The organism is Desulfogranum japonicum DSM 18378, from assembly GCF_000429945.1.
Taxonomy (GTDB): domain Bacteria; phylum Desulfobacterota; class Desulfobulbia; order Desulfobulbales; family Desulfobulbaceae; genus Desulfogranum; species Desulfogranum japonicum.
In genome coordinates this window covers 66,538-88,614 of record NZ_KE386994.1, presented here as the reverse complement: position 1 = coordinate 88,614, position 22,077 = coordinate 66,538, and the positions used below count along the sequence as shown (strand labels likewise).

Genomic DNA, 22,077 nt, shown 5'->3' with positions numbered 1-22,077 from the left:
GTTTTTCGCAGGTATGTGAAGACTCCTGTAGGTCTATGCGGGACACCGCGATCGTGCAAAGAGGTAAGCGATCATCGGGAGACTCCGTGGAGTACCTGTGGTCAGTTACGAATATCCCTTTTCCATAATAACAAACATCAAGACAAGGACGAAACATTGACTGTTCCGCCCTTCTCATGGTCTTGCATATATATATGCGACCGACAATGAGTAACTACTCATAGGGAAAGTAACTACGCTTGACAACTCCCTTCTAGCTGGGGTTACAGTACACCTGAGGTCTTCGCAAGCAGGATGGGCGCGAAATGATCAGGTGCACTGTGCAGTTACACTCATTCAAGACTGCGCTCAACGATCTCCCTCACATCGCTACTGAGTCCTCCGTGATTTTTCAGGCGAACCAACTGTTGCTCCATCAGGTTTTTACGCTTGCTTTCATAGCGTCTCCATTGAGTCAACGGTGTCAGCATCCGAGCTGCTATTTGTGGATTCATGTCATCAAGGATAAATATGGTGTCAACCAAAAAAGTATATCCTGCTCCGTTCGCAGCATGAAACTGGGCATGGTTTGTACTACAAAACGCGCCGATGAGAGAACGTACTTTGTTTGGATTTTTCAATGAAAAATCAGGATGTTCAGTTAAGCTCTTTACTCGTTCAAGTGTGCCGGGCAAAGGATTGGAAGCCTGCAGCATAAGCCATTTATCAATGAGCAACGGGTCATGTCCCCAGGTCGCATGAAACTCTTTCAGCAAACGGTCTCCCAGGTCCAGATCTCCATGCACAACACCGTTTAAGGCAGCCATACGGTCAGTCATGTTATCAGCAGTCCGATACTGCTGTTCGCCAAGTTGCAACTGTTTTTCTGCTACTCCTTCTTTAAGATCTGCCACAAGCAGATAACCCAAACAACAGTTACGAAGCGCCCTTCTTCCTGTTTCCTCTGGAGAGTAGATATATGCTTTATCAGAGGCCAGTTCCTGATACCTGGCCAAAAAGAGGTCGCGAAGACGTTCACTGATACTATGACGCAGCTGATGACGAACACGGAAAAGTTTCACAGGATCAATGGCTTGCAACTGCTGCCCAAGCCAATTTTCCGAAGGCAATATCAAGGCATTGGCAATCAGGGCAGGATCACTCTCCCGATCTTCGAGTAATGTCTCTATTCCCTTGAGCAGAACCGGAGGAGCCTGCACAGAAGCTTGATCACTCTCTATTTCCAACTGTTCCAGAATAGCATTGGCCATGAGTTGTTGGCTGGCGTCCCAACGATTAAATGAATCCGGGTCATGGGCCATGAGTAACCCGAGTTCTTCACTGCTTCGTTCAATTTTTACTTTTACAGGAGCGGAAAAATTCCTCAAAAAAGACAACACAGGCTCTTCTTTAACGCCATTAAAGACAAAGCTCTGCTCTGCATCCTGCATGATATGAACCACAGTTCCGGATTTTTTATCAGCCAGGATACCATCCAAGGTCGAAGGAAACAGCACCTCTCCGTGCCGATCAAGTATACCCATTGCCAATGGCATGTAAAAAGGATCTTTTTGATCCATTTCCCTGGTTGGGGGACACGATTGTTTCACATGAACGGTATATTCCTGTTTATCTGGATCAAAACTGGTTGAAACTTGTAACTCAGGAGTACCTGCTTGACTGTACCACCGTCTGAATTTACGCAGATCCACGCCACATGCGTCTTCCATTGACTGGACAAAATCATCGCAGGTTACTGCCTGCCCATCATGGCGCTGGAAATAGAGATCCATCCCCTTACGGAACTGTTCTGCGCCAAGCAAGGTGTATATCATCCGGATAACCTCTGCCCCTTTATTATAGACTGTCAACGTGTAAAAATTGTTGATTTCTACAAAAGAAGGTGGCCTGACTGGATGCGCCATGGGACCAGAATCTTCCCTAAACTGAAATGATCGAATTATATTCGCGTCCTGAATACGTTTAACAGCATGGGAAGTCATATCCGCTGAGAACTGCTGATCCCTGAACACCGTCAACCCTTCTTTCAGACTCAGTTGGAACCAGTCCCTGCAAGTTATCCGGTTACCCGTCCAATTGTGGAAATACTCATGGCCGATGACCCCTTCTATTCCAGCGAAATCAGCATCAGTAGCAGTTTCGGGCAAGGCCAGCACATATTTGGAATTAAAGACATTCAGTCCTTTGTTTTCCATGGCACCCATATTGAAATCATCAACAGCTACAATCATAAAGAGGTCCAGATCATATTCTCGACCAAAAACCTCTTCATCCCAGCGCATGGACTTCTTTAAAGAGGTCATGGCATGTCCGCACTTCTCTTTATTACGCTCTTCAACATATATATGCAGATCAACTGTTCGCCCGGTCATGGTCGTAAAAGTATCTTGTATACAGACCAGTTTTCCTGCTACCAGCGCAAAAAGATAGCTTGGTTTTTTAAAGGGATCCTGCCACAGGGTAAATTTTCTTCCATCCGCCAACATTCCCTCTTCAATCAAGTTACCATTCGACAGGAGAACTGGACATTGTTCGGGATCTGCAATAATGCGGGTTGTAAACACCGCCATCACATCAGGCCTGTCAGGATAATAGGTAATTCGACGGAATCCTTCTGCTTCGCACTGCGTGCAGTAATTACCTGAACTAAGATACAACCCCTCAAGGGCTGTATTATTTTCAGGATTAATCACCGTCACGATTTCAAGTGCAAAAGGGGAATCCGGAACATTTTCAAGGCAAAGAGTTTCATCGGTTTGGATGTATTGCCCTGGGGCAAGTACCGTGTCGTTGATCTTAACAGATTTGAGCTGGAGCTTTTCCCCATCGAGTTCCAGGGGAAGAGATTCAGAAACCAGATTGTTTTTTCTCACCATTAACCGAGAGGTAACCACGGTTGCCTGTTGATCCAATTCAAAGGTCAAATCAACCGTATCAATACAATAGGCTGGTGGGGAATAATCTTTGAGAAAAATCTCTTTCTTCGTTGAGGTCATGGATATGCTTCCTTTATATGGTATGCAATGTCGCGTTAAAGAAGAGAAAACGAGGAAAACTGCTGTCTGATAAAATCCGTACCCATCTACGGATGTTAAGAATTCCAAGATAGTACCACAGTCGTGACTGAATACCCTGTTTTTTTTCATTTACACCTGAAATCCTTTGGAAAGACAATATCTACAACACTTGACTATATATCCATCAGTTATCTGTTTACGCAACCTCAAGGCAACCGTTTTTCCAATACTTCAGGTTCAGTCAAGCAAGTTTGCCAGGAGTTAGCCCTAGAATAGGATTTATAGAAAAATACAGTCCTTTATATCATGTTACGACTATATTTTCTCAGATTAAACAGAGCTGATGGGACAAGAACGTAAATGGTGTCTGTTCATGAATGATGGGTGCTGAATAACGGATACAGAACATGGATATAGCGGGCAGACATGATATTTTTACCTTAAAAAAACGAGACGATTATTTGCTCTGGACTTGCTCTTCTCAAGCAGCTGACGTATCTTAGGAGTCTGTCGGCGAAGGCTCTTTTTTCCCATATTTATGTTATTTTCAGAAAAACAATACTCGAAATATCAACTATATGGATGTGCTGAATTTCCTGAAATTGCCTTAATCTGAGAAAAATAGCAATTCTCCGACAAACTCCCTAGGCCCGTAGAAATTTACCAGAAAACTGGAACGGTCTGTTTACCGTCGACCAAAGGCGTCTGCATAAACCTGCCTCCCATATCAATACCGTTGTAATGGGTGCGATTGCATCAGTGACAAACCATTTGAAAACTCGCGAAAATATTTTCCCGTTTATGTCTCCCATACAAGAACATGTAGATATACTCATCATTGGAGGCGGGCCAGCAGGCCTTTCCTGCGCCTATGAGCTTGCCCTCCAAAACAAACAGGTACTGCTTCTTGAAAGAAAAGAAACCATTGGAGAAAAAGTGTGCGCCGGTGGAATCACCTGGAGTGGTCTATTACAGCACGTTCCGGAAAATCTTGTAGAGCAATCTTTTCCTGAGCAAACAATTGTCACAACTCTTCAGCAGTGCAAGATCCGCGAAACGAATCCAATTATTGCCACCGTGAATCGAGTCCGTTTAGGCCAGTGGATGGCTAAAAAGGCTCTCAACTCAGGGGCTCATATTGCTTCAGGAGTCAAGGTACTCTCTATTTCTGATAAACACGTAACACTGTTGAACAGGGAGCAACAGGTCAAGACCATCCGATTTAACCATTTGATTGGTGCAGATGGCGCGAATTCACTTGTAAGGCGCTTTCTCAAGCTTCCAAATGAAAAAATGGGCCTTGGGCTCAACGCCGACCTCGCCATTCATCGCCAGCAGATGCAATGGCATTTCAATCCCAGACTGTTTGCCAATGGGTATGCCTGGATCTTTCCACACAAGGAAACCTGCTCTGTTGGAGCCTATGTACAGTCAGGTAGTATCCCGGCCAGAGAACTGAAGAAACATCTGATAAAATGGACCGGTGCACAGCAACTCCATATCCCATCCAACATGATCAAGGCAGGATTGGTCAATTATGATTACCGGGGGCATTGTTTTGGTCGATTCTGGCTTATTGGTGAAGCAGCTGGCCTGGCATCAGGATTAACAGGCGAAGGTATTTATCCTGCAATTGTCTCTGGCTGTGAAGTTGCCAGGGCCATTGCAGACCCAACATATAAAACAGCACGTATAGATCTGATGGTCAACAAGCAAAGACGCCATAATAAGATGCTGAAATATAGCAGTAAATACCCTTGGAGTTGCCAACTCATGATAAACTTTATTGTTTTGTGTATGCGTATGAAACTTATCCCATTTCAAGAATTGGAAATGGCTGACTGATGCTTACCTATACATAATGGCCGCAGAAATATTGGATGGTTATCATATGCAGCGCCCCTTGGGATTTTTGCTCAAATTCAGGAAAGTGCAGGCCCTGAAAAAAACATTTACAGGCAGGATCCCTCTAATTTTCAATATGCTATTAAACAGTTAGACGCACGACACCCACCTTACTCAATGAAAAATAAAAAAAAGCAATACCTTTTTAACAGTCTTTTCCTTCTCGTATGCCTTGGAATCTTTCTCTTTCTTTACAAGGCCCCTGCTGAAACAACGCCCCATTATCCACGGGATGATACCCATGTCCAATATTGGAATATGAAAAAAAAGGAAGCTGAAAGACATTGCGCCCAATGCCACAGTGAACAAGGAACAGCTCCCCTGGCAAAAGACCACCCACCACCAAATCGCTGTTTATTTTGCCACAAACGAGAATAGACAGGTGCTTTTATGCAAATGAAAAATGTGTATTATATATCTGGTTCGACAGCCATACTTGCCGAAGATATGGGCAGGGCATTACTTGCTCAATTCAGCGGCTTTCGTTTTAAAGAAGAAAAAATTCCGTTTATTCATACAGTTGCAGAAGCTGAAGAAGCTCTTAATCGTATCCTTGACCAGTGTAAAGAAGAAAAGCCTCTTCTTTTTTGCACCATCATGGATCAGCACACCAGGGATGTTTTCAATCACCCGGATGTCCTCTTTTTCGATATCTTTCTAGAAACCCTGGAAAAAGTAGAAACCAGTCTTGGTGTATGTGCCCTCCGTGAACCGGGATATTCGCGCCATTTTACCATGTCTAAAATGACTAAACGGGTTGATGCCATTCATTATTCCCTTGAGCATGACGATGGTACCAAACCCAAGGATTACGATATCGCAGATCTCATCCTGGTTGGCGTTTCCAGGACCGGCAAAACTCCAGTATCCATTTATTTGGCAACACATATGGAACTCAAAGCGGCAAATTTCCCTCTTACAGCAGATCATCTAGGCAAACATGAATTGCCAAAGGAAATTGTGAAAAACAAATCAAGGGCTATCGGACTGACCGCCAGCCCTCGCTATCTCCATGAAATACGAGAAAAAAGATACCACGGATCAACCTATGCCAGCCTGGATACCTGCACGCGAGAGCTACAGCAGGCGCGTCAACTCTACCGGCGTTATGATCTGAAAACCCTTAATGTGGAAGGGCGCTCCATTGAAGAACTGGCTGTCCAGGCTGTGCAACTCGTGGGAAAAGGTAAAACAAGAAGGGGTAAATATCTGGCCAAACTCAGATGATATCGATTTTTAGAACTTGGAGCATCCTCTATGACACCTTGGATTTCCAGTCCCGAAACCTGGATAGCCCTGCTCACATTAGCAGCTCTGGAAATTGTTCTGGGTATTGACAATATCATTTTCATTTCTATTCTGGTTAACAAGCTACCCAAAAGTCAACGATCAATTGGTCGTAAGGTTGGACTGGGGCTAGCCATGCTGGTCCGATTACTGCTACTGTTTTCCATTGCCTGGGTTATGGGGTTAACAGAACCATGGTTTTCAATACTTGGCCAGGAAATATCAGGCAGAGACATAATTCTTGTGGGCGGAGGTCTTTTCCTTCTTGCAAAATCCACCCATGAAATTCACGGAAACCTGGAAGGAGAGTCTGAAGCTCTGCGTACTCCACCAGTTGCCGGTCTGGGTGGCGTGCTGATCCAGATAGCTCTTCTGGACGTAGTGTTTAGCCTTGATTCAGTAATAACTGCAGTGGGCCTTGTGGATCATATTTCCATCATGGCCATAGCTATTATCATTGCTGTGACCGTGATGCTGTTTGCGGCTAAAGCCATAGGTGATTTTGTAGAACAACATCCCACGATAAAAATGCTTGCTCTCTCTTTTCTAATATTGGTCGGTGTCACCCTGATTGTAGAGGGATTTGATGTCCACGTCCCCAAAGGCTATATTTACTTTGCCATGACCTTTTCCATAGGGGTGGAAATGCTCAACATCAAAGTTCGTAAGCGTCAGACCCGACCTGTAAAATTACGAAGAAAATTACAGGAAAAATAGAAATGTGAATGTGCCAACAGTCGTTGCACAAAAATCATTTAAGGGGCGCCGATAATAACAACTATAAACAAATTACACCGGATTATATGTGGAGAGACCAACAGAGCAGAGTAATATTTTACTGCGATCTTTCCACCCCTTCTCAGGTTTAAACATAGACCTAGTCCAGGATACGGTTTAACAGGGGGCAACCAACAAAACCTATATTTCAGCCAATGAAACGTTTATCCAACTACGTGGTGAGAAAAGTGGGCTAGACCTCCAGCACGTTATCCTGTATGATGCCGGACAAAATACAACTTACTTCATGCCACACTGATCACTCGATGGTTTATGCTTTTCATGCGGGCATCTTCGAACATCGGTATGGTATAAATTGTCTGGCTATGATCAAATAATGAAAGGCTGATTTTTTACCCATGGATCTTTTCCAGTGATAACGTCCTTTCAAATATACAACAAACACCACTCACAACCTTTGGTATACCACCACAGGACGGAGTATCATCTATCTGTTTCCTGCATCTGAAATATTCAGTGCAGGAAACATTCTGTAACAACGGAGAACACCGTGGTCAACACAACTGAAATTGCTGACAACCCTCAGATATTACAAGTTATCTTTAGTCCAAGAAAGGCTGTGCAAACTTCCCCTCCGCCCCATGCACAGGATCTCGATATTACACTGGAGGATGGTATAAAAACTGCCTGCCGCATTTTCACCGCAGAGAAACAGGCACCAACCATCATATTTTTCCATGGCAATGGTGAAATCATAGAAGATTACGACGATATTGCACCCATGTACCTGGAACAGGGCCTCAATTTTGCTGTTGTTGAATATCGGGGGTATGGTTGGAGTGGTGGAACCCCCCTGCTCAGCAGCTTTCTGGCTGACAGCAATACCTCTTTTTGTACGGTAAAAAAATGGCTTCAGGAAAAGGAATATAGTGATGCTATCTTTGTAATGGGTCGCTCACTTGGCAGCGCCTGTGCTATAGATGTGGCTATTCAGCAGAAAGAAAATATTCAGGGCCTGATTATTGAATCAGGATTTGCAGAGACCCTGCCTCTAGCTAAAGTTCTCGGCCTCGATCTAGAATCTATGGGACTCAAGGAAGGCGAGACATTTAACAATGGTGGGAAAATCGAACAGTTCGACAAGCCAACTTTTATTCTTCACGGCCAATATGACCAGCTCATCCCCATGTGGCAGGCAGAACGGCTGCACGCTGCCTGCGGTGCACGAGCCAAAGAATTACAAATAGTCCCTGGCGCTGATCATAATTCTCTTATTTTAAATGGAGGAGTTATTTACTTCCAGGTAATCAAACAGTTCATAGATAAAACCATAGGTGCCACCCTGGACTGGCGAGCAAAACGTAAAGCATATAAACAAGCTCAGAAAACATCAGGACAATGACAGGTAAACGAACAGACTATCTCTCTTGGGATGAATATTTCATGGCTGTAGCCCTGCTTTCAGGGCTGCGGTCTAAAGACCCTTCAACCCAGGTGGGAGCCTGCGTTGCCAATCCGCAAAACAAAATTGTTGGCGTTGGTTACAACGGATTTCCCTGGGGCTGCTCAGATGATGATCTCCCTTGGGAACGTGAGGGGGCCTTTCTGGACACCAAGTATCCCTACGTATGCCATGCAGAACTGAATGCTGTTCTCAATGCCATTACCACTGATCTGCGGGATTGTCGCATATATGTAGCTCTTTTTCCGTGCAACGAATGCACTAAAGTCATTATTCAGTCAGGTATACGGGAAATCATATATCTGTCTGATAAATATAAGCATACAGAATCTGTGCAGGCCTCCAAACTGATGCTGAAAAAATCAAATACAGTATATCGACAGTTTATTCCGGAAAGATCTTCCATTCTCTTGAACTTTCTTACCGAATAGCTACTTCCCTTACAGTTCCCGCATAGTATGACAGAACAACATAAAGTTACCCTTTTCACCGAATATATTGAACTTTTTAAACTTTTGAAGCGAGAGAATATCTCTGCAAGTGGAGGTGAGGCTAAATATCTTGTCAGCGAAGGATATGTTTCTGTCAATGGTACACCAGAGACCCGTAAAAGAAGAAAAATAAGGCCTGGCGATGTGGTGGAATGTTTTGACGTGCAACTGGTTGTTGTTAAGAATGCAGATGAATAAAACATCTGTTATATCCCCTGTCCAATGAGCCAATTGGACAGGGGAACAAAAAATCAACATCACCCAACAGTCAGGCGAGTTCGAGCTTCTTCATAGCGTATAGCTGTTTTCTCCAGTATCTCTTTTGGCAATGCTGGTGCTGGGGGCTGTTTATTCCAATCCAGCGAGGAGAGATAATCGCGTAAAAACTGCTTGTCGAAACTTGGTTGCCCTTTACCGGGTTGGTATTCATCCAAAGGCCAGAACCTTGAAGAGTCTGGCGTGAGCACCTCATCTATTAAAATAAGTTCGTCTCCATCCAATCCAAGTTCAAACTTGGTGTCTGCAATGATAATCCCCTTACCGCGTGCATAATCTGCAGCTTTCTCATACAAACGGATGCTTGCATCGGCCATTTTGTCAGCCAACTCTTTGCCAATCAGTTCCTGCATCCGGGCTAGAGAGATATTCTCATCATGTTCTCCCTGCTCAGCCTTTGTTGATGGAGTAAACAGTGTCTGGGGAAATTTATCAGACTCCAGCATGCCCTCCGGTAAAGCAAAGCCGCAGACAGTGGTATTTTTTTGGTAAGCAGCCCAGAACGAACCGGAAATATAGCCTCGGACTATACATTCTATAGGTACGACCTTGGTCTTTTTAACCAACATGGAACGATCAATAAGCTGCTCCCTGTATTGTCTGCAGACTTCGGGAAATTCATTCACATCTGCAGTCAGCAGATGATTGGGCATGATATCTCCAAGTAAAGAAAACCAAAAAAGGGAAATTTCAGTGAGAACTTTGCCCTTACCTGGTATAGGGTCAGCCATCACCACATCATAGGCTGAAATTCTGTCTGTAGCGACCATGAGTAATTTATCAGGCTCGCCGGGGATTTCGTACATATCACGTACTTTTCCCCTGTGGAGCAGTTTCAGGTCAGGACATTCAGTAGCAACGATTGCATTGCTCATATAAAAACTCCTAAAATTTTATCCATTACAATTCTATCTGCGACGCTAGGTGCAGGGGTGCACCTGGAAGACGGTTACACCACATTAAAATAGTTTGAATCAGCTGTCTTTCCCCGCCGTAAGCGTATCTTGACAACCGACCAGAGCACCTTATTTTACCTTACAAGTAATACTGTATTTTACTGTTGGGGTAAACAATCTTACAAGGGAGGAAGACATCATGCCATTCATTCGTTTCACCGAACGACCAGTTCTGCGTAACCCATGGGCAGAATTCGAACGTATACGCAAAGGACTGGATGAACTCTCACGCGGATACGGAGACCGTTCAAACTGGTATAACCAGACCAATGTTTATCCTGCATTAAACATTTACGAACAGGGGGATCGTCTCTTAGTCACGGCCGAACTCCCGGGTATTGCGGCAACTGATTTGAATATTTCCCTTGAATCTGACACATTAAGCATTCAGGGGAAGCGTGACAACATGCAAACAGAAGAACACGTCTCATATCACAGGCGAGAAATCGAAGCAGGATCTTTCAGCCGCTCACTTGCCTTGCCTGTAAAAATCAATCCAGACAACGTTACGGCTAGCCTGCAAAACGGTATCCTCACAATTACCTTGATGAAAGCTACAGAGGGAAAACCACGCAAGATTGACATAGTTGCAGAATAATCAGCTCACAACAAGGAGAATACCAATGCAAAATACTGAAAAACCAGTCGTATCAGGAGAAAATACAAAAGGAGAGACCTATTATTCTCCGATGGTTGATATTTATGAGACCCCACAGGCTGTCACAGTTGTCGCAGATATTCCTGGAGTAACAAGAGATGGGCTCGATATCAGTCTCGAAGATGATATCCTCACCATCCATGGTAAAATGACCTGCGAAATCCCAGAGGGTAGAGTTCTGTTGCAGGAGTATGAAGCAGGACATTTTATGCGTCGTTTTACTATTGCTGAAACTATTGACCAATCCAGCATTTCGGCCAACCTTGACAAGGGAGTCCTAAAAATCGTACTGCCTAAATCAGCTCCAGCTAAACCTCGTAAAATTGAAGTACAAATGACCTGATTTCTAAGCAGCTTTTCTGTAATTCCTGGATGCTACTTTACGAGAGAATACGGGAAGCTTACCCGAGATTCATTCCGTCTGAACAAAACTATATTGCGGACAGGCTGGGTTGGAATATTCCAACAGGTCTGCCCGCAATGCACCTACAGCGATTTTCGACTTAATCAGCACAGGTACACGACAGTTATCTTCCGTTAGCCAGATGACAGTATCTCCTTGCTTCTCATACAACCCCTTAAAAGGCAGTAAAGGCGTAACCTGCATTGCAGGCACCTTGCCATAGATAGTGTCTATCTTTTTACGCTGTACTACCTTCACCTCAACCTCATGCCGTTTTTTGTCTGCAAAAGTAGGTATTGTATAGGGGGGCGGACCGGCAAAATCCAATACTCTGGTTATGAAAAAAGAAGCGAATTCGTTGTATACTGGTCCGCTTACATGAAATTCCTCTTCAGGCTGATCGTTTTTTTTATAGGTAATTTTAAAATTTTTCTGATCATACCTATACTCCCTAAATGTTTCTTTACCGCGTCCTTCCCTCTGGTGCACTGAATACGATAGGGGAAGTTTATCCTTTCCGCTGACCTGCGTAATAAACGTGTCGTTAACTGGATAAAAAAGACGAAAAACTCCGTAATCTTTCACTGCAGCCTGTATGGTATGGTATGTTTTATCTGGTTCCTTTATTACCTGTATATAAAGATCTCCAATCTTCACACCACGGTTCCAGGTTATGGAGTAGTGGAGCCTTTCACCTCCGGTAAAAATATTGGAGACAGATGCCGCATTCCAGGGAAGAGTTGCATGCGCGGGACAAACAACGACCAAAAGGAGGATTGTCAGTTGCAATGGCATTATCTGCGTCAATAGTACTGCAGACCAACTCCCTGCCGATTTCGCTTGAATCATGATTTGCTCCATGGGATTATAGCAGAATCAGACACCAATCAGGACTACGCACGTCAGCCAGAAGTGGCCAAGGCAAGCCAAGTGGCAATAAATAAAGTCAGGGCAATCAGACCGTTCATGGAAAAAAATGACATCTGTATCCGGGAAAGATCTTTGGGACTGATAATAAAGTGTTGATAAAATAACGCGCCTGCAGTCAACACAATACCAATATAATAGATTATATTTAAATCAGTTTGAAACCCAGTAAGGGTGAACAGGATAAATGCGAGCAGATGAAAACCTACAGCTAACCTGAAAGCATTGGTTGGACCGAGTCTCGCCGGGAGAGAATGCAGTCCGGCATTGCGATCAAAGTCAGCATCCAGACAGGCATAAATTGTATCAAATCCTGCAACCCAGAAAAGTACTCCGATCGAAAGTACAACAGGATATCCGGCCGCAGAACCTGTAACCGCAATCCAACCACCAAAAGGAGCAAGACAGAGGGCGACTCCTAACACCACGTGACACAATGAGGTGAAACGCTTGGTCAGCGAGTAAAAAAAAGTTAACCCCAGGGCAAACGGTGAAATCAATAAAGTCAAAGAATTCAGCATCGCACAGGCAAAAAAGAAAATAGCAGTTGCAACAGCAACCATCCCCCAGGATTCAACCAGAGTTACATCACCCGCAGGGATCGCCCGCCCGACTGTACGTGGATTTTTAGCATCAAAATGACGGTCAGCGATACGATTAAACCCCATTGCCGCTGTACGTGCTCCGAACATAGCCACGATTACCCAGAAAAGAACAGGAAGAGGAGGAAATCCTCGAGAAGCAAGAAAAGCTCCCATTAATGCAAACGGTAAAGCGAAAACCGTATGCTTGAATTTAATCATTTCAAGTAGAATTTTAACTTTATTCACCATCAGAGACTTCCCTCCCAACGCTTTACTCCCAAATTTTCAATTCCCATAAGATCACAAATACGGCCTGCGTAATTACGCGCCATCTCTGCAAAATCAGCTGGTCTGTTGTAAAAGGTCGGCAATGGTGGACAGATAATTGCTCCGGCATCATGAAGTTGAAGCATATTTTGTAAATGAATACGATTTAAGGGTGTTTCCCGCACTGCAAGAAGCAAAGTGCGCCGTTCTTTGAGGCATACATCAGCTGCGCGATGAATGAGATTGTAACTGACTCCACCGGCAATGGCTCCCAGGGTACCCACAGTGCAGGGAAGGACTACCATACCATCAAAACGCGCGCTCCCAGATGCTGGTGCAGCTGTAAAATCATTGCATGCGTACCAATGATTGACCCCCTCTAACTCTTCAGCATGTTTATCCAGCTCAAACTGCAGCACTTTTTTTCCGGCCTCTGAGATAATACCATGAACCTCTACCTGGTTTTCAGCAGCCAACTTGAGAAACGATGGCACATACAGCATACCGGTCGCCCCGGTGACAGCGAGAAGAATTCTTTTTTTGGCTGTAATCAATCCTCTTTAACTCCGATATAAATTGAAACAATACCAAAGGTGAGCGGTTTACGTTCCACACTGCTGAATCCAGCCTGCCGCATCATGGAGAGAAGTTCTTCCGGTTCATAAAAAGCGGCAATGGAGGAAGCCAGATACTGATATGCTTCTTTATCTCCTGAAACCATGCCAGCCACAGCAGGTAATACGGTATTCAGATAAAACGTATACACCGGCTTTACCAGGGGGTTGGTTGGTCGCGAAAATTCAAGTATCAAGAGTTTTCCAGTTGGCCGAAGAACACGATACATCTCTTCAAGCCCTTTTTGTGTACGAGAAAGATTTCTCACTCCAAATGCAACAGTACATCCCCATACAGTGTTGTCAGGCACAGGAATTTCTTCACCGTCACCGCACACAGGATGCAGACGGTTGCGACGTTCGTCTTCGGGCAGTGATCCCTTCCCTGCCCGTAACATGTCCTCGCAGAAATCAACAGACAGGACTGTTCTTGCTTTGGCTTGCCTGGCCAGTTCAAGAGACAAAGGCAATGTTCCCGCACACAGATCCAGCACCGGACCGGTGGGAAACTCTTTTAACAGCCTGGTAGTTCGCCAGCGCCAGTAGCGATCAATCTGAAACGAGAGGAGGGAATTGAGAAGATCGTATTTTCCACTGATGGAGGCAAATTTTTCTCTGACAAATTTTTTCTTTACTTCTGGCTGCTTCAGGTCTTGCATGAACAATTCTCTTTATCTCTTTAATAAATCATTCAAATATTTTCAACGGTAGGGTTTCCGCATCTGCTTCATTTCGTTGGATCAGGATTTGATAAAATCGTTCCAGACCTGCAATTTTTGCAGGGGACAGATTATGCTCAATACCATGCAGGTACCTTGAACACATCTCGCAGTCCATGGGAATTCTACGTGCAACCCGATCACAGATCTCAGGCATTCTTTCTGCTCCCACTTTTCTGCAATCAACAAAGGCCTGCCGGATAGCGCGCGCATCATCCGGATGTGTATCAATAAACTCCTGCCTGATGGCACAGACGGAAAAGACAAAAGGCAAACCGGTTTCTTCATACCAATGTTGTGAAAGATCTAGCCGATAGGGGTAACGATTTTCAATGGTCATACGCAACGCGTCGTCACCTATGGCAAGAACAGCAGCCACATCTTCATGCTCCTGCTGGGCGGTATAGGCATTGCCGGTAATGTATGCCGGCTGGATTCCAAAAAACTCTTCAAGTATAATACGGACCAGACATACGGAAGTTCCTGATTGACCTGTGAGCAATACCAGTTTCCCCCCCAGTTCCTGCGGAGGAATCGAAGAAAGAAGCAGTACACTGTCTACAGGGCCAGTTGCACTGATAGAAAGGCCTGCAAGGATTTGGTAACGTTTGGGGTCCAGGGAATAAGCGTAGGAGGATACAAAGCCTAAATCAATTTCATTACCTGCAAGCATTTCGTTCAGCGCACTCGGCTGACCTTCAATGATTTTCCACGAATCAGGATAAACTCGTTCCTTCCAAATTTCATAAATCGGCGCAGTGTTAATGTAATTAACCATACCTATACGGGCCATAATCATAAACCTCTTTCAGACATGTGTTCAAGGTGAATATCCCCTTGAGCATGTACTAAATATTGATAAAGCTCCTCATCCGAGTTCACAGAACCGGGCAATTCCACATACAATTGATGTGCTTTTTGCCCGTTGGCAATACAACCATATTCGTGTCCAAGTCCAAGGGCCTGCGCGCCTCCTAATGTTGCCATGGCAAATATGGTTGATGCTGGTATGAGCGGATGCTCTGCTGCAAGCAAAGCCATTTCTCGCCACAGAGAAATTTCGGGATTACTTGCCAGGCTGTCGGTACCAAGGGCCGGTAATATACCAGCCTGGAGAATTTTTTCCACAGGTGCCTGTCCAACCTCTAAAAACTGATTACTGCCAGGGCAAAGACACACCTGCGCTCCAGCTCGAGCAAGCAGTATAATATCGTCATCATCAAGCTGAACGCAGTGTACACAAAGAGTGCCCGGGTCCAACACTCCATTGGCTGCCAGGAAAGCTACTGGACTTTGTATACCTTTGACTCTTGATAAAAAACTATCGTCCCAAAATCCACGTTGTTGAAGAAATGCAACCATCTCTCCGTTCCCTTCACGGAACATATCAAGTTCTGCTTTCGATTCAGCACAGTGTATTGGAAACACATGACCCAGTATATTTGCTCTGTTTTTTAAAGCCAGGACAAGATCAATGTGCGTTGAATAGAGTGCATGGGCGGAACAGTATGTTTGAACTGCCTGTTTAGAGAGATATTCAAGATTCTTCTGTAACCTGGATGCGGTGAACCCAAGATGTTCACGATAGGGTAGCAGATGAACTTCTGATTCGCCAGCAAGCTTCTGAGCGATTTCGGTGTTGCCAATATCCAGTAGAACAGCAATACCATCTTTGTACTGATCATGCAGAGTCTCAAGAGCTGCTTTTCTGGCCTCATGAGTTTCTGCTCCCAACCTGTCACGTAACTGAATCAACTGCAATATCCACCCGGGAAACGAGCCTATAAAAGGATGTTTTGCCAGTTCCTCCAGATGGGAAAGCTCCAAGTGTATGTGCGCATTGACCAGACCTGGCAGCAAAGCACCGGAGCCATGATCAATAATCTGAGCCTGAGGAAAGTCTCTACCAAGCTCTGCAAATGGTCCGCAGGCTAAGACCTTATCGCACTTTACAACCACTGCTCCATTGGGAATTACAGGTTGATTAACCGGTACAACGTACCCGGCTCGATGAATGCTAGTATTTGGGTTCACTTTTCTACGCTACCAAAGTGTAATCCATAAGCCTCTGCTTTGGAATAAAGCCTGCGTCTTTTACCAGGTGTTGTATCTCCTGTTCTGACAACCTGAATCGCACGCCTGCAGCTGCAACCACATTTTCTTCTATCATGGTAGAGCCAAAATCATTGGCTCCAAAAAACAATGATAGTTGGGCGATTTTTGGTCCCTGAGTAACCCAGGACGCCTGTACATTTGCAAAGTTATCCAGATAGATCCGGCTTAGCGCCAACATACGCAAATATGTAAAAGCAGATGTCTTTTCAATGTTTCTGGATTTGGCGATGGGGGTATTGTCAGGTTGAAACGGCCAAAGTATAAAGGCTGTAAATCCCCCTGTTTTGTCCTGAAGCTCACGTAAACGCCGAAGGTGTTCGAGACGCTCTTCAATGGTTTCTATATGCCCAAACATCATGGTGGCTGTTGTGCGTAGCCCCTGATGATGCGCCTCTTCCATGATAGCTAGCCACTGATCAGCACTGCACTTGTTGGGAGCCATTTCATTACGCACCCGGTCAGTGAGAATCTCTGCACCGCCACCAGGAATCGAATCGAGCCCGGCAGCAATCAATCGAGTGATCACTTCTGCTTCTGTCACCGCAGAAACATTAGCGAAGTGATGTATCTCAGGAGGGGAGAACCCATGAATATGGATGCCTGTCTGCTTTATGAAACGCAGCATGTCTTCATAGAATTCAAGAGGCTTGTCTGGATGCAACCCCCCCTGAAGCAAGATCTGAGTTCCCCCAAGAGCCTGGGTTTCATCTATTTTCTGCTTTAATTCTTCACGAGTAAGAACTGAACCTCCCTCGTCATCGGGAGAACAGTAAAAGGCGCAGAATTTACAGGCTGAAATGCAAATATCTGTATAATTTATATTGCGATCCACTACATATGTCACTACGGGATCTGGATGCAGTCGTTTCCTTATTGTATCTGCCAACACGCCTAGATCATATAACTCTGCGTGTTGCTCAAGCCACAGAAAGTCTTCATCGGAAATACGTTCACCCTGCTCTACTTTACGTGATATCCGGCTCAGCATTTTAAAATGTTTCCAATACGTTATACAGAGTGTCTCGCTCTACAGGTGTTCGTCCTGCTTCCTTGATCAACCTGATAAGGGTTTTATGGCCAAGAGCCTGGGCTGTTTCAGCACCAGCCATGTGAGTGATGACTTCTTCTTTGACAGTGCCATCCATATCATCTGCACCAAATGAAAGTGCAACCTGGGCTAATTTTTCGCCAATCATAACCCAATATGCTTTGATATGAGGAAAATTGTCCAGCATGAGACGGCTGACAGCAATATTTTTCAAATCATTGATCCCGGTGGTGCCTTTATGTTCTGACATGGCAGTATTTTTGGGATGAAATGCCAAGGGGATAAATGCCAGAAAGCCATTTGTTTCATCCTGCAGCGTGCGCAGGGCATCAAGATGTTCCAATCGCTCATCTATGGTCTCAATGTGGCCATAGAGCATGGTGGCATTGGTTTTCAAACCGTGTTGGTGTGCAATTCTGGCAACTTCCAACCAACCTTCTCCAGAAAGTTTCTCCGGACAGGTGAGTTCACGTATTCGTGGATTAAAAACCTCTGCCCCACCACCTGGAATTGAACCAAGGCCGGCATCTTTCAGAACTTCAAGAGTATCACCCACAGGTTTACCGGCCAATTGCGCCAGATGATAAATCTCTACACAGGTAAAAGCCTGGATATGAACTTCGGGTCTTACATCTTTTATGGCCTGTAGGATATCAATATAATATTGGAACGGAAGGTCAGGATGTATCCCACCAACCATATGAATTTCAGTAATAGGTTCACTCAACCGCTCCCGGACTTTTTCTTTGACATCTGCCACAGTCATCTCATAGGCCAGGTCGTCTTCTTTCTTACGGCCAAATGCGCAGAACTTACAAAGATTCGTACAAATATTTGAATAATTGATGTGCTGATTATAGATAAAGAAGGCATCATTGCCATTCTTGCGCTCACGCACCAGGTTTGCCAGGTACCCAAGAGCAAGAATGTCAGAGCACTGGTATAATTTTCGTCCATCAGCGATGGTCAAGCGTTCTTGATTTTGGACCTTGGCAAGCAGGTCACCAAGTCCAGACTGTTCAATGTAACGTTCCATAGGAAGGTACCTTTAGAATAAGCCGCGTTATTGTGAATATGCTTGAAAAAAAGAAGCCCCTTGTATGCAGTGCCTTTTCTGTTTACGAAAAAGGCACTTCCAAGGGGCTAAAACGTAGTATAAAGTCGCGTATCAGTCCAGAAAATATCGGAGTTTTTCTCTCCGACTTGAATGGCGAAGCCGATTGAGCGCTTTCTTTTCTATCTGACGAATACGTTCCCGGGAAACATTAAACCGTTTGCCGATTTCCTCCAAAGTATACTCTGCCTTTTCACCAATTCCGAAACGCAAACGGATTATTTTCTCCTCACGTTCAGTCAAAGTTGAGAGTACCTCCGTCACCCGATTAGCCAACTCCCTATTTTGCACAGCATCATAGGGGGATTCAGACTCCTGATTTTCCAAAAAATCGCCTAAAGTGGAGTCGTCATCACCAACAGGTGTCTCTAGAGAAATTGGCTCCCGAGAGGCTTCCAGAATGGCCAGAATCTTGTCCATGGGCAGATCCGTCATTTTGGAAATCTCAACTGGAGTGGGTTCACGCCCCAATTCCTTTAGCAGAGAATAAAACGCTTTAAAAAACTGGCTGCGCAATTCGAGAAAATGCACAGGTAAACGTATGGTTCGTGTTTTATCCAGGATGGCGCGGGTGATGGCTTGACGAATCCACCAGGATGCGTACGTGGAAAATTTGTTCCCTTTTTTATAATCAAAACGGAACACGGCACGCATCAACCCCAGGTTCCCTTCCTGGATGAGATCTGCCAAAGTCAAACCCTGGTGCATGTATCGCTTGGCAATAGATACAACTAACCGCAGGTTTGCCCGAATCATACAATCTTTGGCAGTCTCTATAGAACGATTGTATGCTTCAATAACTGTGTTCAACTCAAACAGTTCACGCGTATCAACATGCTTCTGACTGGCCATGTTTACACAGCGCCGCATATAATTGAGTTGTTGTTTTTTAGGCTTCAAAGTCGGGTCACGCCGCTGCCAGAGGTCAATGCGTTCCACGAGCAGTTCGATTTCCCTGGCCGTATGCTCATTTTCCCTGATAGCTGCGATGATGGCGTCAAAGCCCTCGCGAATGGTTTTGGAATACTTTGCCTCCTCCTCTGGGGTCAACAGATCGAACTGCCCCATCTCTCGGAGGTAGGTGGTGGTCGTTTCTTCGGATTCGTGCTCCTCAGCATCCGGAAGTGAATCGGCCGCGCTTTCATCATCACTTTCTTTTTTTCCGGTCCATTCTTCACCGGAAAGGGTTTTTTTCTTCCCAGACTCTTCCTGAGTGACAATTTCGATGTTATTTTCACCGAGGAAATCAAAAAGTTCCTCAATGGCACCGGGGTCTTTTATCTGATCTGGAAGAAGCTCGTTAAGATGCTGAAAAGTTATGCAGCCTTCATCCTTTCCAGCTTCAAGAAGGTCATTTTTGATACCAGCAAGCACCTGCCTTCTCCCTCCACTTCTATAGTTTGAGACGGTATATTTAAAAAAGCACAAGAAGTTTTTTAAATTAATACAAATGAATCAGAAAATCAATAGTTTAATTTCACCTCCCGAATTTGATCACATTTAATCAATAATTACATGGTGTTGGTGCGTTTTACAGACATCTTAATAACCAAACAATATCCTTCTCCTTCGACAAACTATGGGCTATATTTGTATACAACATGCCAGGAGGCTTCTGAGAACGCTCTTTTCCTCAGCTCGTTATTATTTCGGAAAAATGCTGCTCGCAACATGATGTATATTGCTGTGCTTATTCTTCTGAAACACATTGACCTGAAAAAGACGCCCTCACGGGAGGTTCAAAAAACACACTAACATCTGCGACTCTGTTGCATTCAAGCATAAAACAGAAACATCTACCCAACTTAGGTCAAGACAGGCATCTTTCCAGCCGTAAAAACCTTAACAGTTTTGCGCGTTCCATCTTCTACTCAGCATAGGAACTATATGAATGACTTAAAATTAGTCAATGGACTGCACACAAGAGCATGCGGAATACTTTTACCGGTTTTCTCTCTTCCAGGCCCATATGGCATAGGCTGCCTGGGAAAAAGTGCTTACGCTTTTCTCGATTTTCTCCATGATGCGGGTCAACAATTCTGGCAAATTCTTCCTCTCGCTCCAACCAGCGAAGCATCGTATTACTCACCATACATGAGCCCTTCCGCCTTTGCGGGGAACCATCTTTATATCGACATTGAAGCCCTTGTGGAAAAAGGTTTGATAAACAGAGAGGACCTCTCTGGTATATCCTTTTCAGAATATCACGTTGATTACCAGGAAGTCCAGGCCACAAAAAATAAACTTCTGCGTCTTGCATGGCAGGCCTTTAAGGACTCTCGAGAAGCCTCCCTGTTGTCACAATTTAGCAACAATCATTCCTGGGTTTTACCATTCAGTGTATTCATTGCTCTCAAATACAAAAATGACAATGCTCCATGGTATGCCTGGCCAACTGAAGAAAAAACGTGTTCCGCACAATCACTGGAAAACTTCCACCAAAAGCATCAGGATGCTGTTGACTACGAAATCTTTAAGCAATATTTATTCCATTCTCAATGGGAATTGCTACACACATATGCTAACCAACTTGGCATTCAGATCATAGGCGACTTACCTATTTACGTAGCTTTGGACAGCGCAGACGTATGGGAACATCAATGTATATTTCAATTGGACACCGCGACTTCACGCCCCACCCATGTGGCTGGAGTTCCGCCTGATTATTTCAGCAAAACCGGGCAACTTTGGGGCAATCCGCTATACAAATGGCAAGACAAAAAGCCTGCAACACAAAACAAGTTGTATCAATGGTGGGAAAAACGACTACGACACAATTTATCACTGACAGACATCGTCCGCATTGATCATTTTCGCGGTTTTGAATCCTATTGGTCAGTACCAGCCGAGGAAACTACAGCGATTAACGGTACGTGGATCCCGGGCCCGGGAAAGACCTTTTTCAAAGAAATGGAGCAACGGATTGGCACCTTACCTATTCTGGCAGAGGATCTTGGAATAATCACGCCTGAGGTAGAGCAGCTCCGGGACGAACTCGGTTACCCAGGCATGAAAATACTACTCTTCGCCTTCGATGGCGACCCAGGGAACAGCTACCTGCCTCATAACTGCACAAAAGATGCTGTCATTTACACCGGCACCCACGACAACGACACAGCTGTTGGCTGGTTTCTCAGCCCTGAGGTAATCGCTGACGACAAATTCAGAGCAAAGCGCTATGCCAGGAGATTCGATCATGAGGCGGGAAATTTTCATGAAGATCTAATCTACCTGGCACTGTCTTCGGTCTGCAATCTTGCCATATTGCCCATGCAGGATATCCTCGGTTTTGGCAACGACTGCCGTACAAACACACCAGGTACAGTAATAAATAACTGGCAATGGCGCTGCGCTGAGAGATTTCTCAATAACCAGACATCATCCTGGTTGCGGGACCAAGTGGCTTTTTTTGGCAGATCACCTACAAAACCAAAGCCTGATCCCACCCCAAAGATGACACAGGACCAATCAATCCTTTCTTCATGGAAATAGAACC

At 44.7% G+C, this 22,077-nt stretch carries 20 protein-coding genes; 9 read left to right on the top strand and 11 right to left on the bottom strand.

Annotation, left to right across the window (positions count from 1 at the left end; all coding sequences use genetic code 11):
- Nucleotides 1–332 precede the first annotated feature (332 nt).
- The gene (pepN, locus tag G493_RS0124250) at nt 333–2,996 is read right to left on the bottom strand and encodes an aminopeptidase N (protein ID WP_028582418.1); all 2,664 of its coding nucleotides are present in this window, start codon (nt 2,994–2,996) and stop codon (nt 333–335) included.
- 822 nt (nt 2,997–3,818) lie between these two features.
- Here pepN and G493_RS0124245 point away from each other — a divergent pair.
- The 6 genes from G493_RS0124245 (at nt 3,819) to G493_RS0124210 (ending at nt 9,098) form a co-directional block, all read left to right on the top strand.
- Nucleotides 3,819–4,862, top strand: coding sequence for an NAD(P)/FAD-dependent oxidoreductase (locus G493_RS0124245; protein WP_028582417.1), 1,044 nt, complete (start codon nt 3,819–3,821; stop codon nt 4,860–4,862).
- A gap of 450 nt (nt 4,863–5,312) precedes the next feature.
- A complete protein-coding gene (locus G493_RS0124230; RefSeq protein WP_028582415.1) occupies nt 5,313–6,149 on the top strand; it encodes a pyruvate, water dikinase regulatory protein in 837 nt (278 codons plus the stop codon).
- Between the two features lie 30 nt (nt 6,150–6,179).
- Nucleotides 6,180–6,926, top strand: coding sequence for a TerC family protein (locus tag G493_RS0124225; protein WP_028582414.1), 747 nt, complete (start codon nt 6,180–6,182; stop codon nt 6,924–6,926).
- 571 nt (nt 6,927–7,497) lie between these two features.
- Nucleotides 7,498–8,349, top strand: coding sequence for an alpha/beta hydrolase (locus G493_RS31130; protein ID WP_035275860.1), 852 nt, complete (start codon nt 7,498–7,500; stop codon nt 8,347–8,349).
- Complete coding sequence (locus tag G493_RS0124215) at nt 8,346–8,840, top strand: deoxycytidylate deaminase (protein WP_028582413.1); 495 nt, start codon at nt 8,346–8,348, stop codon at nt 8,838–8,840. The genes G493_RS31130 and G493_RS0124215 overlap by 4 nt, the downstream gene beginning before the upstream one ends.
- A gap of 27 nt (nt 8,841–8,867) precedes the next feature.
- Nucleotides 8,868–9,098 carry an RNA-binding S4 domain-containing protein gene (locus G493_RS0124210; RefSeq protein ID WP_028582412.1) on the top strand — a complete coding sequence of 77 codons (231 nt, stop codon included), beginning with the start codon at nt 8,868–8,870 and terminating at the stop codon, nt 9,096–9,098.
- Between the two features lie 59 nt (nt 9,099–9,157).
- Here G493_RS0124210 and G493_RS0124205 read toward each other — a convergent pair whose 3' ends face one another.
- Nucleotides 9,158–10,051: a phosphoribosylaminoimidazolesuccinocarboxamide synthase gene (locus G493_RS0124205; protein ID WP_028582411.1), complete on the bottom strand. Its 894-nt coding sequence runs from the start codon at nt 10,049–10,051 to the stop codon at nt 9,158–9,160.
- A 220-nt stretch (nt 10,052–10,271) separates the two neighbouring features.
- Between G493_RS0124205 and G493_RS0124200 the strand changes: the two genes are divergently transcribed.
- Nucleotides 10,272–10,730 carry an Hsp20/alpha crystallin family protein gene (locus tag G493_RS0124200; protein WP_028582410.1) on the top strand — a complete coding sequence of 153 codons (459 nt, stop codon included), beginning with the start codon at nt 10,272–10,274 and terminating at the stop codon, nt 10,728–10,730.
- Between the two features lie 25 nt (nt 10,731–10,755).
- Nucleotides 10,756–11,133 (top strand): Hsp20/alpha crystallin family protein, encoded by a 378-nt coding sequence (locus tag G493_RS0124195; protein ID WP_028582409.1) that lies wholly within the window; start codon nt 10,756–10,758, stop codon nt 11,131–11,133.
- Between the two features lie 69 nt (nt 11,134–11,202).
- On the opposite strand, the gene G493_RS31125 is transcribed toward G493_RS0124195, so the two are convergent.
- The 9 genes from G493_RS31125 to G493_RS0124150 all read right to left on the bottom strand — a co-directional run bounded on the left by G493_RS31125 (nt 11,203) and on the right by G493_RS0124150 (nt 19,955).
- Nucleotides 11,203–12,042 (bottom strand): DUF3108 domain-containing protein, encoded by an 840-nt coding sequence (locus G493_RS31125; protein ID WP_161629887.1) that lies wholly within the window; start codon nt 12,040–12,042, stop codon nt 11,203–11,205.
- Between the two features lie 53 nt (nt 12,043–12,095).
- The gene (locus tag G493_RS0124185; RefSeq protein WP_028582408.1) at nt 12,096–12,953 is read right to left on the bottom strand and encodes a UbiA-like polyprenyltransferase; all 858 of its coding nucleotides are present in this window, start codon (nt 12,951–12,953) and stop codon (nt 12,096–12,098) included.
- Nucleotides 12,953–13,525 carry a UbiX family flavin prenyltransferase gene (locus G493_RS0124180; RefSeq protein ID WP_232363827.1) on the bottom strand — a complete coding sequence of 191 codons (573 nt, stop codon included), beginning with the start codon at nt 13,523–13,525 and terminating at the stop codon, nt 12,953–12,955. Before G493_RS0124180 ends, G493_RS0124185 begins: the two co-directional genes overlap by 1 nt.
- Complete coding sequence (locus tag G493_RS0124175) at nt 13,522–14,244, bottom strand: class I SAM-dependent methyltransferase (protein ID WP_028582406.1); 723 nt, start codon at nt 14,242–14,244, stop codon at nt 13,522–13,524. Before G493_RS0124175 ends, G493_RS0124180 begins: the two co-directional genes overlap by 4 nt.
- A 28-nt stretch (nt 14,245–14,272) precedes the next feature.
- Entirely contained in the window at nt 14,273–15,097 is an 825-nt protein-coding gene (locus G493_RS0124170; protein ID WP_035275886.1) for a menaquinone biosynthetic enzyme MqnA/MqnD family protein, read from the bottom strand.
- A gap of 2 nt (nt 15,098–15,099) precedes the next feature.
- Nucleotides 15,100–16,338, bottom strand: a complete 1,239-nt coding sequence (locus G493_RS0124165; RefSeq protein WP_028582404.1) for an amidohydrolase family protein — start codon at nt 16,336–16,338, stop codon at nt 15,100–15,102.
- 4 nt (nt 16,339–16,342) lie between these two features.
- Complete coding sequence (mqnC, locus tag G493_RS0124160; protein ID WP_028582403.1) at nt 16,343–17,407, bottom strand: cyclic dehypoxanthinyl futalosine synthase; 1,065 nt, start codon at nt 17,405–17,407, stop codon at nt 16,343–16,345.
- Nucleotide 17,408: 1 nt separating this feature from the next.
- The gene (gene mqnE, locus G493_RS0124155) at nt 17,409–18,503 is read right to left on the bottom strand and encodes an aminofutalosine synthase MqnE (protein ID WP_028582402.1); all 1,095 of its coding nucleotides are present in this window, start codon (nt 18,501–18,503) and stop codon (nt 17,409–17,411) included.
- Between the two features lie 132 nt (nt 18,504–18,635).
- On the bottom strand, nt 18,636–19,955 hold the full coding sequence (locus G493_RS0124150) for a sigma-70 family RNA polymerase sigma factor (protein WP_028582401.1): 1,320 nt from the start codon (nt 19,953–19,955) through the stop codon (nt 18,636–18,638).
- Between the two features lie 513 nt (nt 19,956–20,468).
- Between G493_RS0124150 and malQ the strand changes: the two genes are divergently transcribed.
- A complete protein-coding gene (gene malQ / locus G493_RS31120) occupies nt 20,469–22,073 on the top strand; it encodes a 4-alpha-glucanotransferase (RefSeq protein WP_084813753.1) in 1,605 nt (534 codons plus the stop codon).
- Nucleotides 22,074–22,077 lie beyond the last annotated feature (4 nt).

Excerpts from the sequence above, each read along its gene's own strand:
- pepN (WP_028582418.1), bottom strand. The coding sequence starts at position 2,996 with ATGACCTCAACGAAGAAAGAGATTTTTCTCAAAGATTATTCCCCACCA.
- G493_RS0124245 (WP_028582417.1), top strand. The coding sequence starts at position 3,819 with ATGTCTCCCATACAAGAACATGTAGATATACTCATCATTGGAGGCGGG.
- G493_RS0124230 (WP_028582415.1), top strand. The coding sequence starts at position 5,313 with ATGCAAATGAAAAATGTGTATTATATATCTGGTTCGACAGCCATACTT.
- G493_RS0124225 (WP_028582414.1), top strand. The coding sequence starts at position 6,180 with ATGACACCTTGGATTTCCAGTCCCGAAACCTGGATAGCCCTGCTCACA.
- G493_RS0124215 (WP_028582413.1), top strand. The coding sequence starts at position 8,346 with ATGACAGGTAAACGAACAGACTATCTCTCTTGGGATGAATATTTCATG.
- G493_RS0124210 (WP_028582412.1), top strand. The coding sequence starts at position 8,868 with ATGACAGAACAACATAAAGTTACCCTTTTCACCGAATATATTGAACTT.
- G493_RS0124205 (WP_028582411.1), bottom strand. The coding sequence starts at position 10,051 with ATGAGCAATGCAATCGTTGCTACTGAATGTCCTGACCTGAAACTGCTC.
- G493_RS0124200 (WP_028582410.1), top strand. The coding sequence starts at position 10,272 with ATGCCATTCATTCGTTTCACCGAACGACCAGTTCTGCGTAACCCATGG.
- G493_RS0124195 (WP_028582409.1), top strand. The coding sequence starts at position 10,756 with ATGCAAAATACTGAAAAACCAGTCGTATCAGGAGAAAATACAAAAGGA.
- G493_RS31125 (WP_161629887.1), bottom strand. The coding sequence starts at position 12,042 with ATGATTCAAGCGAAATCGGCAGGGAGTTGGTCTGCAGTACTATTGACG.
- G493_RS0124185 (WP_028582408.1), bottom strand. The coding sequence starts at position 12,953 with ATGGTGAATAAAGTTAAAATTCTACTTGAAATGATTAAATTCAAGCAT.
- G493_RS0124175 (WP_028582406.1), bottom strand. The coding sequence starts at position 14,244 with ATGCAAGACCTGAAGCAGCCAGAAGTAAAGAAAAAATTTGTCAGAGAA.
- G493_RS0124170 (WP_035275886.1), bottom strand. The coding sequence starts at position 15,097 with ATGGCCCGTATAGGTATGGTTAATTACATTAACACTGCGCCGATTTAT.
- mqnC (WP_028582403.1), bottom strand. The coding sequence starts at position 17,407 with ATGCTGAGCCGGATATCACGTAAAGTAGAGCAGGGTGAACGTATTTCC.
- mqnE (WP_028582402.1), bottom strand. The coding sequence starts at position 18,503 with ATGGAACGTTACATTGAACAGTCTGGACTTGGTGACCTGCTTGCCAAG.
- malQ (WP_084813753.1), top strand. The coding sequence starts at position 20,469 with ATGAATGACTTAAAATTAGTCAATGGACTGCACACAAGAGCATGCGGA.